Genomic DNA, 12112 nt, shown 5'->3' on the forward strand with positions numbered 1-12112 from the left:
GGTTTAAAACCCTACCCTGACTCTCAGAATATAAAGCGAGGCACTATGCAAAATGAACTTGATATCTACGTGGGATGGGACTCACGCGAACCGATCGCCTATGAGGTCGCCAAGAGCACTGTATTGAAACATGCAACCATCCCCGTTCGAGTAATTCCGATCAAGTTGGAAGAGCTCGTGGAAAAAGGCGCGTATACACGTGATATTGATCCTCTCGCCTCAACCGAGTTCACCTATTCTCGCTTCTTCACGCCCTGGCTCGCTGACTATAAGGGGTGGGCACTATTCTGCGATTGTGACTTCCTGTTCTTCGGCGATGTAGCGAAACTGCTCGAATACCGGGATGAAACGAAAGCAGTGGTTTGCGTCAAGCACGACTATACGCCGAAGGAAGGCACGAAGATGGACGGTAAGGTCCAGACCAGCTATCCACGCAAAAACTGGTCATCGTTCATGCTGTTCAATTGTGATCACCCGTCGACACGCCAACTCACTCCGGAACTTATCAATCGGGAGAGCGGTGCTTATCTACACCGGATGCAATGGGCGCAAGACGACGAAATTGGCGAGGTTCCGGTTGAATGGAACTGGCTGGAAGGCTGGAACGAAAAGCCGACGAACGGCTATCCAAACGCCGTCCACTTCACCAATGGCGGACCTTGGTTCAAGGATTGGCAAAATGTGGACTACGCCGACGAGTGGCGCGCGGCCGCCAGCGCTGTCGATCCGAATTGGAAAACTATCTGAATCTCCGATAGTCCGGATTTGCAATAATAAACCGCGCTGCCTTTAACGACACGCGGTTTATACCGCTAAGCGCGAAACGATGCGTCCGCCTTTAACGCATTGAATCTGCTGAAAGTCTCGTCTGTCCATAGTGGAAGGCCGGATTTTTTAGCGACTTCGTGATCAGCAGTGTAAAGCGAATATCCTCGATCGATAAGCACCTGTAGTATCTGCTTGTCGGTACCTGCGTGCAAACGTTTCAGATTGGCATCGTTGTAAATGTGTCCTGACGAATCGGGATTGATCCCACTGATGATTACAGCCTTGGCTCCGCTCAGAATGGCATAAAAAACTGCCGTAATCCCATTCGAGAACTTCATATCATCATCGATTTCGACGTTGAGCCCCCCCATGACAGCCTCGTACATCGCCATACGCTTGAAGCGGTTGATCACCTTCACGTCGTCATAATAATAGTTGAACGCGGCGAGCCCTTGTTTAAGCAGGTCCAAGCTTTTAGGCCAGCGTACGACGTAAAGGAGCCGTGTACGTTTTCCGTCAAGCACCTTGCGAACGTGCACAGCGTTGGTGGTTTGTCCCTCGACCTGATTAAACTGCATGAAGGTCGCATCCGGAGCGTCAACTCCCCACTTGTCCAAAATGCTTTGCGAACCGTTGACTGTGATCACATGAAACTGTGTGCCGAAGCCGGCGGGAACCGTCGAAACGGGTGCCGACCCTACGACAACGACTGGTCCCGTGAATTCAACCGGATGCGCCGGCGCGCGGGGTCGCAAAATCCTGTAAATCACAGACCGCCGGATCTTGGTCAGGATTTCAAACCGAGGCAACCTCATAAAGCGCGGCCTTTCACAATGCGGTTTGAACATCCTCGCGCATAAAGGTTATGATATGCGGATATACTGGTACGCCCAAGGGGAATCGAACCCCTGTTTGCGCCGTGAGAGAGCCTTTTTAACCGCATTTTCACGCCATCACCTGTCCACGGACGTCCACCCCCGTTCACATAACTATTTGAAATTGTTATCCTCTGTCAAGCGGGCATCTACTGTTGTCTTTGGCTGCCCCCGGATGTATATCGGTACTAATATCGGTACCACTTGAGGACATTCATGGCCCGGACCCGGAAAGACGCGCCCATTACCACCCGCAACGCCCGCAGGGCGCTCAAGGTGCGCAAGCGGCCGTATTGCAGGAGCCTTGGTCCCGGCACGGCTATCGGCTACCAGCGTAAGGAACGCGGCGGCATCTGGCAGGCCATCGAGTATCTCGGTGGCAAAAACTACCGGCATGCGCGGCTTGGCGTCGCCGATGACGTGCTGGACGCAGACGGCATCGTCGTTCTCGACTACGAAGGCGCCAAGAAAGCGGTCGCCGCCCAAATTGCCCGATGGCGGGCAGCGGATCGGGCTGCCGTCGATGGCCCCGCGCCAACAGTCCGCTCGGCGGTCGAGGCCTATGTCGGCATGCGCGATGCCCGCGAGCGGTCGCAGCATCGCCTGCGGGGAGACGCCAGGAACCGCCTTACCCTTCACGTGCTCACCGACGACATCGCCGATATCGCGCTTCAGGAACTGACCGAAGGACGGCTTGCACGCTGGCTTGAGCAGCGCCCTGCCGGTTTGTCACCATCGACCATTCGCCGCATCAGCAACGACTTTAAAGCCTGCCTCAACCTGGCAGCGAAGAAGCATCGACCACAGCTCCCGGCCGAGATGCCGACGATCATCAAGCATGGACTTGCGACGGCGGAAGGCTCGTCGCCGCAAGCACGCGACGGGGCGGCCTTGTCCGACAGGGACGTGCGCGCGATCATTGAGGCGGCCCGGGTGGTCGATACCGAGGCGGGCTGGGACGGCGATCTGTGGCGTCTCGTCCTGACGCTCGCCAGCACCGGGGCACGGTTCAGCCAGGTTGCACGTATCCGTGTCGCCGATCTTCAGATCGCCCAGGGGCGCATCATGGTTCCGACCAGCCACAAAGGCCGAGGCAACAAAAAGGTCAGTCACACCGGCGTCCGCGTCGGCGATGACGTTATCGATGCGCTGCGGCCGGCCATTGCCGGTCGACGGGCAAATGATCCGCTGCTCGAGCGCTGGAAGCATCGTCAGGCCAAGGCGACCGAAAGGCTGCCGCCACGTTGGGAGCGCGTTTCGCGCGGACCGTGGCTCAATGCCTCGGAACTGTCCAGGCCTTGGGCGCTGATCGTGAACCGGGCGGTGCTGCCGGCAGATACGATTCCCTATGCGCTGCGGCACTCCTCGATTGTCCGGATGCTCAAATCGGGTTTGCCGATCCGGCTGGCCGCCTCGCTGCACGATACGTCGAGCGCGGTGATCGAGCGCCACTATGCTTCGGTCATTACCGACGCCATGGACGAACTCGCCGGGCGTGCGCTGATTCCGCTTGTCTCGGAAGGTTGTAATGCGAAAGTTATGTTCGAGGTCGCCTCGGCATGATTGCGACGGGCTAGGCCGTTCGACCGAATCGGGATCATACTACTCGTAGCCCATAGCCCTACGATCTTCGGGAGAATTGCGCCATGCCTAACGATAGCGACTCCATTTCGACCGAGCCAAGCTGGATCCATTCGCCAGCATCGCTTTTGCCGTTGTGGGAAAGAGCTGTGGCAAAAAGGGCCTTCGCTGAAGCGGACGCTCGAACGACAAACCGCCGCAAATTAGACGAGCTCTACGATAGAGCGGCCTTGAAGATATATGACAAGCCAGGGACCGATCAGCCCACGACTCGCGAAGTGCTTGCAAAAAGTTTGCGGATTATTCGCGCCTCAGGCAAGCGGCAAGTGGCCCGCGATCTATTACAACTCTTCAAGAGTAATGGACCCGGACGTCCGACGGCCGACAAAGAGCACTACGAAATTGCCGAAATGTATCATGCCGTGATGTTGAAGTTGCGTAACGAGCGTCCCGGAGGCCGTGTGCACAAGAATGAAGTCAAATACAAAGTCGCCCAAATCACGGGAAAATCGAGAGCGACGGTAGAGCGGGCACACGCGAAGTATGGCCGTTGGATTGCGGCACGCGAGGAAGCGAAGACCTCGCTGGAGGACAATGCAACAATAAAGGGGTATTTTTGAGGGAGAATACTAGACGACAAGCTGTCGTCCATGACTATACTGGGAGGCTACTTCAACCAACGCACGTGGAGTAGCATCATGGGTTTCCCAAAGATTTCAAATACGGCCACCGGCTATACGGCGGTTTCGGTTGCGCCCCTTAAACGGGTCGCGCTTGATATTCCAGGTACCGTTGACGCGTCAGGTCTGTCCAGGGCGCAAATCTACAAAGACCTGCGGGCCGGAAAGCTCGTGGCCTACAAGAACGGTAGCCGGACGCTAATTTTTCTCGACGATCTGGAAGGATATTTGCGTGGGCTGCCCCGCGCACAATTTCGACCGCTGGCCGATGAGGCTGCTATCAACATTCCCAATAGTGATGCTCGCTCGGAAACGGGCGCGACCGACGTAGTCGAGTCCGCATCCACCAGCGGGAAGACCCGGCGTCACCAGACACAGAAATGACGAACCGCCGGCTGATGACCGGCGGMTCGCAGGCAATTTAGGGCATTTGCAAAGTGCTCATAATATGTTGCTCTGCTTCCGTTGCGTCAAGCCCAAGTGGTTCTTCAACTTCAATGAGGAACCGAAATGCTAATGCGCGCACCACAGGCCGAACGCRGCCTGGACCTCTATGAAATTTCGCCCGTTGCCATACGTGCCGTACTTCGGACCGAGCGACTACAGCCAAACATGTTTGAACTAGCAGGCGGGCCAGACGCAATTGCGCGAACGGCGCGCGATGCAGGCCATCATGTCCTTGCTACTGACACAATCAACTACAAATCACCCGACCAAGGCGATCCTCGTGCCGCAAACTGTCGCGAAGTTCGGTCTTCGCCATGTGATCTCGTCCTCAATCTGGGCGATCACAAGAGAGGCGTCCGCTACGATTTAAACTCAGTTACGGGCGGCAGGATCGTGCGCCTCGTCTCAACGCATGCTCCCGAGGCCCACTGAAATGGCAACGCTCGGAAAGATCGTTCTGATGCTAAGCAGCGACCAGCCTGGCGAGGTCGTGGCGGCACGTGACGCGCTGAAGAGAGGCCTCGCGCTTGAGGGCCACGATTTGTATTGGTTGGCCGAGCAAGTGGACCGGTGCATCGCCAGTTTACACGGTGGTCGCGGAGGAAGCGTTCACAACGCCGAAGCTGATGAAATCGACCACCAGGCCGCTGCGAAATGGCTGCTTGATAACTTCGCTTCTCTCCTGAGCGCGAAAGAGTGGGATTTCGTTGAGAGAATGACTAGATGGGTTGGCGAGCCCTCCCAACCGCAAACGAATTGGCTGTGTGCCCTCCTACGTAGACATGGGTATCGGCCATGACGCCGCTTGAGCTCGCCCTTTCCTATGCGTCGCAGGGTTTCACGGTTCTGCCCGTCAACCCAGTTAATAAACACGCGCTGACGATGAACTGGACGAACGCGCTGGTAAAAGGCGCCCCCGGATCGTCGAAGGATCCAGATCAGGTGCGCACTTGGTGGGAGCAATGGCCGAACGCCTGCATCGGTCTGCGCACCGGCAAGGTCAACGGCTTCGTGGTCGTCGACATCGACAAGCACGGACTTTCCGACGGGTTCAAGACGATCCAAACATTTCCAGACATAGATCCGAACTCGACGGCTACCGTGCTTACAGCCGGCAGCGGGCGTCATATCTATTACGCCTATGCTGGCGAACTGAAGTCGGGGACGCTAGGTGAAGGCGTCGATTTCCTTGCGGAGGGGAGGATGGTGATCGCCCCGAACTCGGTGCGTAGCGACGGCAAGCACTATCAGTTGGTCAATGGTCGCGACCTCACCGCGTTGGCGCCCCTGCCCAATTCTGTCCTAGCGCGGTTGAAACGGTCACCGGGACAGAAGAAACTTAATGCATGGTCGGCGAAAATCGAAGCGACGCAGGAAGGTGATCGCCACAACGTTGTGCGGGATGCGAGCTGGGCACTTGCCCACGAAGTCGTCGACGGGAAGCTGGACGAGACCGAGTTTCGCCACCGCATCGCAGACATGGCTGGAACCTGCCTTCCGCCACTCGATGGGCTCGATACCGAAAACCTGATCGAAAGCGCGCTGCACAAAGCCCGCGAAAAGGTAGGCGGTGAAGAGGATTTCCGCTTCAGGCTACCCGATTTTGAACCGTACGATGAGCCAGCCAACGCTGCCGAACTCCTGGTGGGCGTCGGAACAGCGCTCAAGACCTATCTCTCGATCGACGGTGACCAAATCGTCGCGGTGGCATTGTGGATCGTCCATACCCATTGCATCGAGGCGACTGACTACACGCCGCGCCTACTCATCCGCTCACCGACCAAAAGGTGCGGCAAGTCCACCCTGCTCAGGATCATCAGCAAGCTGGTGCGCCGTCCGCTGCCCCTGTCCGGAGTATCGGCGGCAATGTTGTTTCGCTCTATCGCCGCTTTCAGCCCGACTTTGCTGCTTGATGAGGCGGACAATGCCGGGCTGTCACACAACGAGGAGCTTCGCGCTGTTTTAAATGAAGGTGTCTACGCCGAGGCGATCATAGGCCGCACGGTTGGCGATGACCATGAGCCAAAACTTTTTCCCATCTTCGCCCCCGCCGTACTGGCCGGGATCGGCAACATGCCAACGACGCTAATGGACCGGTCCGTCATTATTGAAATGCGGCGCAAGCAGAAATCAGAGAGGAAGGAGCGGTTCGACCGCCGCCGGATTGATCACCTGACTCTACTCGGCAGAAAGGCAGCAAGATTCGCCATCGACAACGCAACTGTCTTGGCCGTTGCCGATCCCGAAGTCCCGGAAAGCCTGAACGACCGTGAGCTTGATGGCTGGCGACCCCTGCTGGCGATCGCCGACTTGGCAGGGGACGTATGGGGCCGAAGGGCGAGGACTGCCGCAGTCAACCTGTGCGGCACAGCCGACGACAATGATTACGAAGAGCCGGCCCTGACGCTGCTGGCCGACTGCCTTGGCATTTTCGAAGACCTGAAAAATAGAGGCAGAGCCGGATATGAGGCCGACCAGGCAAGCGGGGTCGAGGCCGAGATTTCCAGTGCCGGGCTGATGCAGCAGCTGCATAAGCTCGAAAACCGGCCGTGGAGCGAGTGGGGTAGGATGCGAAAGCCGATTACCCAGCACGCCATTGCCCGGCTGCTGAAGCCATACGACATCAGGCCGGGCAATGTCGGTCCGAGGGAAAACCGCACCAAGGGATATCTCTGGGCCGCCTTCGATGATGCGTGGAAACGCTACGGAGGCCGATCATGAGCTTACTCGCCCTTCAATCCGTACATCCGTTCACAGCGTTGATTTCATTGCCGGTTTTGACTTTCGCAACCGTTCACCGATGGGATTTTGTGTACGCTTTGAAATACCGAAAACTCCAATGAAATCAACGCTGTGAACGGGTGCACGGATTGAAGTGGCAAGTAAGTCAAGTACAGGCGATTGCGGCACCTGCCAAACTGGAACCGCGAACAGAAAGGAAATGAAAATGAAAGTCTCTCAAGATTATGYCGGCTCATTTATAACGGCTACATGGCTGGTCGAATTTCTGAAGGAACACGGCCTTAACGAACTCACCGCGACCATCGCCAGTGTACGCCAGCACAAATTCAACAATGGCGAAACCAAATATGTCCTGGCGCTTGTTGGAAAGACTATGGAGGTCACAGTCAACAAGACCAATGCCCTCATTCTAGCCAAGGACTTGGGCGACGACACAGCCGGCTGGCCCGGTAGCAGGCTCGTGATGTCCACCAGTTGGGGCAATGTGCTCAATGGCTCCGGCAATATCATGCATATGCGCGGTGTACCTCCTGCCCAAAAGACAAGTCCAAATGTTGTGCCGCCGCTGCAGCCGATGCAGGGCAACAGTTCCAGCAACGGCTACGCAGCGGCATCGCAACCGGCAGCTGACCGACCTGCGCAACCGCAGAGCAACATTTCTGCCGAGCTCAACGACGAGATCCCGTTCTGATGCGATGTTTCGTGCGCGTGATTGTTCGCAGCAGTCACGCGTACCATCCAAGGCAAGATTTTACTCCATGCCTTGAAATCGGGCCATCAAGAGACGGACTTGGATGTAGACACCTTTATACGATGCGGTATTATATTACCACCATGACACTCAATGCCCGACAGGAATGTTTTGTCCAAAACCTTGTAGCGAGGGGGATGAACGCCACTGCTGCGTATAAGGCGGCGGGCTATTCCGCAAAAAAGGAAGTAACTGCTCGCAACGGGGCTCACGAGCTCCTTACTAATCCTTACGTGGCAGCTCGTATTTCGGAAGTGCAAAAACTTGCAGCAATGAAACATGCTAAGACAGTTGATGGCCTGGTCGCCGACCTTGACCGCCTTCGAGACATCGCCATTCAAAATGGCCAGACATCTGCCGGGGTTGCCGCCGTCATGGGACAAGCCAAGCTTCTCGGTCTTATTGTAGACAAGGCTGAGGTGGAGCAGACGGTCACCCGAAAACCGTCTCGCGACCCTGCCACACCGCCAAGAATGACGGTAGCCGAATGGGAGGCGAAATACGCGCCGCGGCAATGAAACAATCAGGCATCATCGAAGTCGGGTTTCGCCCGCAGCCCGGACCGCAGCAGGCCTTCATCGACAGTCCTGCCGACATCACAATCTATGGCGGTGCCAGAGGCGGCGGAAAGTCTTTCGCCGCTTTGGGCGACTTCTGGCTTCATGCCGACGAATACGGGCCGCATGCCCGCGGCCTGATGATCCGCCGACATCGCGTCGACTTGAAAGATACCATTGTCATTGCCCAACAGCTTTACGGGCCGGYGGCTACTTGGCGCGAGCATGGTAGCTACTTTCTCTTCGAAGCGGGTGGACGGCTCGACATGGCTTATCTTGAAAGTGAGGCGGATGCGGCTTCGTTCCAAGGATGGTCCTTAACAAGAGTATATGTAGAAGAATTAACGCAGCTCTCGTCAGCGGAACCCTTCATGGCGCTCCTCGCGACTCTGCGCTCCGCGCATGGCGTTCCCTGCCAGATGAAGTGTACATGCAATCCCGGTGGGCCCGGTCACCACTGGGTCAAGGCTTGGGCCATAGACCCCGGCGAATACCGAACCGTGATAGATCCGGACTCAGGGCTCAGCCGAGTGTTCGTTCCGGCAAAGGTCTCAGATAATCCGAAGCTGCTCGAGGTCGATCCCCGCTACATCGACCGCCTGAAGAGCGTAGGATCACCCCAGCGGGTTCGGGCATGGCTCGAAGGCGATTGGAGCGTGGTCGAGGGCGCGTTCTTTAACGAATGGGATGCAAAGCGGCATGTCATAGCATCGTTTCCTGTTCCTGAGGCTTGGACGAAATACCGCTCCCTCGACTGGGGCTCGGCGGCGCCGTTCAGCGTTGGCTGGTGGACGGTCGTACAGGAAGACCTGGAGCATGACGGGCGGGTTCTGCCGCGAAACGCCATTGTACAATATCGCGAATGGTATGGGATGCAGCCGGCGAAGCCAAACGTCGGGCTAAAGCTGACCGCACAGGAGGTTGCCGCTGGCATCGTCAGTCGCGAGACTGATCCGGAGAGCCGTAAACGCGAACATATTTCGTTCGGCATCATCGATCCAGCCGCCTTTGCTGTCATTTCCGGCCCGAGCATTGCCGAGACGATGCTTCGTCAGGGGGTAAGCTTTAGGCGGGCCGACAATACGAGGCGATCGACCGACAAGCGGGCTGGAGGCTGGGATCAGCTTCGTCACCGGTTGAAGGGAGATGATGCGGGTAGACCCCTGATCTATTTTTTCAACACCTGCCGTGAAATTGTTCGAACGTTGCCCATCATGCAGCATGATGCAAATCACCCGGAGGACCTGGATACCGATCTTGAGGATCATGCGGTCGACCAAACTCGCTATGCGTGTATGGCTYGCCCCTATCGATCGATGTTTGATGAAGAGGTAAATTCCAAAAGCCCTTGGTTGGTTGCTAACGCCTTTCGACTCAATGAACTGCGGGAATGATGCCATGTTTGAACTTGAACTTGAAATGTTGGACAAGCGGATAGGCGATCTTGAGGTGGTGCGCGACGCAGCAGAGAAAGTCGGGGACGATCATGCCCTCAAAGCGATAGATGAAAAACTTGACTTGCTGTGGAACGAGGTACGACGGATTTCCTGTCTCGAGGCGAAATTGGATCTCGCCGATTCGGAAGAGCGGGTTGGCATCACTGGCCTTCCCAATTGACGTGTCAAGTCGTGGTTAGAGTCGTGGTGGCAACTGAGAGAGCGGCACCATGTCATCAAGGCCTTGAAAACTCGGCAACTGCCGTGGGCCAGGGGAACCGTGGATGCGCTTTAAGCCGATTTACGACGCTGAGTTAAGATCAAATCAGCGCGATGCGCTTGGCAATCGGCCGGACAAGCTAGCTGAGCATAAGCAGGCAATAAGAAAGGTGTTCCACCGGCAGTTAAAGCATCTTTGGGAGACCAGAAAGTTCCTCAGTTCGCATAAGGTATATCCAAAAGACTTTGCGATGGATCGTGCCGTATCCGATAATTCGGCGCGTTGGGGTGCGTCCCGAGCTTGACCCCTGGACACGAAAAGTCATGTCCCAATAGTTAGAAAGGCCGCCAAACGCCTAAAAGCACACGTCTAGTTTTCTCTAACACGTCGGTCTTCATCGACAGCCTCAAAAATGCGCTTTACCGCTTCCGCGCTACGCTCTCTGATCGTCAGCGGCCGATGGCGCTTAGCTATCATCTGAAGCATTTCTTCAGGAACGTGGGCGAAGGCTTCATTGTAGATTTCGTCCATGGCTTCGCTCATTTCAATCTCCCTCGAATCTTAACGTCCGCCGTACCATAAAATCATGGTTCAGCTCTAAATCAAAATAGTGTTTTCGTTTGATCCAAACGAATCCGTCTGCTTTTGACACGACAGCTACGTCGACGGGTCCTCCGACCGACTCTACTTTGGAATCGATCTTGCGGCGCAAAGACGTTATCTCGACTAGAGATTCTGCCATCGCAGCCATCTCTTCCTTTGGGAGTGAAGCTATAACCTTCAGCATCGGCTTTATAACGTCTTCTTGCCGCATTTTGCCAAACTCTCGCATAAACGCTTTTACCAAAACTTTATTGTCGGCAGTCTGCGTCGCGTTTTCGACGACCCGGTTTGCTTGGGCAACGTACTGGTCAACAAGCCGTTCACTTTTTTGTTCCAACACACCCGCCAAAGTGTTCTCAATGAACTTGAGGTACTCAAGCTGCATGCCCTCCATGAAAAGATAGGCTATATCCGACTGCGCAAACGGCATCACGATGGCTGGTGCAAGGGCTTTGTTCAGGTCGTGCTTTCGTTCGATCCATATACGCGCGGTGTTCGTGTAACGACCATCTACATTGAGTTCAACGATCGAAGGCAGTATCTCGTCTGATCCGTATCCGGCAAAAACGACGCCTGTCACGAATGACGATGCGTAACTTCGCCGTGTCCGTTCGAAGCAGACATCTATCACTTTTGAATGCATTTGATTAGTTACGTGAACTTTCATCTCTTCTTCCAAGAAACCCCGGATAGATTTAGAGAATTTTTTCTTAAAGGTCTCTCGCGTGAGATTTGGAAGTATTGTTTCAAATTCATCCGCGTCGTCGGCAAGCTTTTCGGCAATACCAATGAACTGGCGACGGCGTTTCAATTTTCCGCTGGCACTTACCTTCTTTGAACAACTATAAATGGTCGATATGCAAATTTGATAAATGCTAATATTGGAAATATCTTCATTCGGCGTGATAAACTTGTTAAGAAAGACTTTGAATTCTTCAATCGACTCTGATAGTTTTTTAAATCTTCTTTTCCCAATGTGTTTTCTAAACTGCTTGATCACTATTTCCCACGATATGCCGCAAAAATCGCCTGATCCATATATCATTATGCCAATGTCATTGGATGACGACATTGAAAAGAGCTTATTTGTGTGCTTCCAGACCCTGTCCTCGCCTATCGTAACGGCGCTGTCGGCTGCTAAAGCAACGGCCGACCTGTTCAAAATAGCGATTTCTGCTGTCATCCGCTCCCCCTGCGTCCAAGTACACGATTAGGGCACAATTCGTTTAAATTCGCCTTAAGAGCTTACTGCCGCCAGTGATCGTGCTCGGAGAATGGTGAGCGCATATGGAAAACGTACAGCTATGCTAGCTAGCCCAGACTTCGATGCAGGCGCTGGCTGCATTATAATAACGCGGCTCGTGTTAATTTATGAAAGGTACAAGGGCGGCACGGTGCCTTGGGTCCGCAAGCGTACCTCTACGACTACCGGGAACGGACCGATCATATTTC

General features: G+C 55.2%; 12 protein-coding genes. 9 read left to right on the forward strand and 3 right to left on the reverse strand.

The genetic code is table 11. The features are described from left to right. Positions 1-45: 45 nt before the first annotated feature. A complete protein-coding gene (locus ACXJ5O_RS09125) occupies positions 46-747 on the forward strand; it encodes a glycosyltransferase (RefSeq protein ID WP_457299612.1) in 702 nt (233 codons plus the stop codon). A 65-nt stretch (positions 748-812) separates the two neighbouring features. Here ACXJ5O_RS09125 and ACXJ5O_RS09130 read toward each other — a convergent pair whose 3' ends face one another. Then, on the reverse strand, positions 813-1583 hold the full coding sequence (locus ACXJ5O_RS09130) for a membrane-anchored protein (protein ID WP_457299613.1): 771 nt from the start codon (positions 1581-1583) through the stop codon (positions 813-815). A 276-nt stretch (positions 1584-1859) separates the two neighbouring features. Here ACXJ5O_RS09130 and ACXJ5O_RS09135 point away from each other — a divergent pair, with 276 nt between their 5' ends. The 8 genes from ACXJ5O_RS09135 to ACXJ5O_RS09170 all read left to right on the forward strand — a co-directional run bounded on the left by ACXJ5O_RS09135 (position 1860) and on the right by ACXJ5O_RS09170 (position 10018). Beyond that, complete coding sequence (locus ACXJ5O_RS09135) at positions 1860-3206, forward strand: tyrosine-type recombinase/integrase (RefSeq protein ID WP_457299614.1); 1347 nt, start codon at positions 1860-1862, stop codon at positions 3204-3206. 83 nt (positions 3207-3289) lie between these two features. Further along, positions 3290-3844 (forward strand): hypothetical protein, encoded by a 555-nt coding sequence (locus tag ACXJ5O_RS09140; protein ID WP_457299615.1) that lies wholly within the window; start codon positions 3290-3292, stop codon positions 3842-3844. 78 nt (positions 3845-3922) lie between these two features. Then, positions 3923-4288 carry a helix-turn-helix domain-containing protein gene (locus ACXJ5O_RS09145; protein WP_457299616.1) on the forward strand — a complete coding sequence of 122 codons (366 nt, stop codon included), beginning with the start codon at positions 3923-3925 and terminating at the stop codon, positions 4286-4288. An 858-nt stretch (positions 4289-5146) separates the two neighbouring features. After that, complete coding sequence (locus ACXJ5O_RS09150) at positions 5147-7072, forward strand: DUF3631 domain-containing protein (RefSeq protein WP_457299617.1); 1926 nt, start codon at positions 5147-5149, stop codon at positions 7070-7072. Positions 7073-7298: 226 nt separating this feature from the next. Continuing rightward, positions 7299-7784 carry a hypothetical protein gene (locus ACXJ5O_RS09155; RefSeq protein WP_457299618.1) on the forward strand — a complete coding sequence of 162 codons (486 nt, stop codon included), beginning with the start codon at positions 7299-7301 and terminating at the stop codon, positions 7782-7784. 143 nt (positions 7785-7927) lie between these two features. Beyond that, positions 7928-8362 (forward strand): terminase small subunit, encoded by a 435-nt coding sequence (locus ACXJ5O_RS09160; RefSeq protein ID WP_457299619.1) that lies wholly within the window; start codon positions 7928-7930, stop codon positions 8360-8362. Then, entirely contained in the window at positions 8359-9795 is a 1437-nt protein-coding gene (locus ACXJ5O_RS09165; protein WP_457299620.1) for a terminase large subunit domain-containing protein, read from the forward strand. Before ACXJ5O_RS09160 ends, ACXJ5O_RS09165 begins: the two co-directional genes overlap by 4 nt. Positions 9796-9799: 4 nt before the next feature. Beyond that, complete coding sequence (locus ACXJ5O_RS09170) at positions 9800-10018, forward strand: hypothetical protein (RefSeq protein WP_457299621.1); 219 nt, start codon at positions 9800-9802, stop codon at positions 10016-10018. A 408-nt stretch (positions 10019-10426) separates the two neighbouring features. Here ACXJ5O_RS09170 and ACXJ5O_RS09175 read toward each other — a convergent pair whose 3' ends face one another. Both ACXJ5O_RS09175 and ACXJ5O_RS09180 read right to left on the reverse strand, forming a co-directional pair. After that, on the reverse strand, positions 10427-10600 hold the full coding sequence (locus ACXJ5O_RS09175; protein WP_457299622.1) for a hypothetical protein: 174 nt from the start codon (positions 10598-10600) through the stop codon (positions 10427-10429). Between the two features lies 1 nt (position 10601). After that, positions 10602-11843 carry a hypothetical protein gene (locus ACXJ5O_RS09180; RefSeq protein WP_457299623.1) on the reverse strand — a complete coding sequence of 414 codons (1242 nt, stop codon included), beginning with the start codon at positions 11841-11843 and terminating at the stop codon, positions 10602-10604. Between the last annotated feature and the right edge of the window lie 269 nt (positions 11844-12112).

The sequence above is a fragment of the Phyllobacterium sp. P5_D12 genome, assembly GCF_054049495.1.

Excerpts from the sequence above, each read along its gene's own strand:
- ACXJ5O_RS09140 (WP_457299615.1), top strand. The coding sequence starts at position 3,290 with ATGCCTAACGATAGCGACTCCATTTCGACCGAGCCAAGCTGGATCCAT.
- ACXJ5O_RS09180 (WP_457299623.1), bottom strand. The coding sequence starts at position 11,843 with ATGACAGCAGAAATCGCTATTTTGAACAGGTCGGCCGTTGCTTTAGCA.
- ACXJ5O_RS09150 (WP_457299617.1), top strand. The coding sequence starts at position 5,147 with ATGACGCCGCTTGAGCTCGCCCTTTCCTATGCGTCGCAGGGTTTCACG.
- ACXJ5O_RS09170 (WP_457299621.1), top strand. The coding sequence starts at position 9,800 with ATGTTTGAACTTGAACTTGAAATGTTGGACAAGCGGATAGGCGATCTT.
- ACXJ5O_RS09135 (WP_457299614.1), top strand. The coding sequence starts at position 1,860 with ATGGCCCGGACCCGGAAAGACGCGCCCATTACCACCCGCAACGCCCGC.
- ACXJ5O_RS09125 (WP_457299612.1), top strand. The coding sequence starts at position 46 with ATGCAAAATGAACTTGATATCTACGTGGGATGGGACTCACGCGAACCG.
- ACXJ5O_RS09160 (WP_457299619.1), top strand. The coding sequence starts at position 7,928 with ATGACACTCAATGCCCGACAGGAATGTTTTGTCCAAAACCTTGTAGCG.
- ACXJ5O_RS09130 (WP_457299613.1), bottom strand. The coding sequence starts at position 1,583 with ATGAGGTTGCCTCGGTTTGAAATCCTGACCAAGATCCGGCGGTCTGTG.
- ACXJ5O_RS09175 (WP_457299622.1), bottom strand. The coding sequence starts at position 10,600 with ATGAGCGAAGCCATGGACGAAATCTACAATGAAGCCTTCGCCCACGTT.
- ACXJ5O_RS09145 (WP_457299616.1), top strand. The coding sequence starts at position 3,923 with ATGGGTTTCCCAAAGATTTCAAATACGGCCACCGGCTATACGGCGGTT.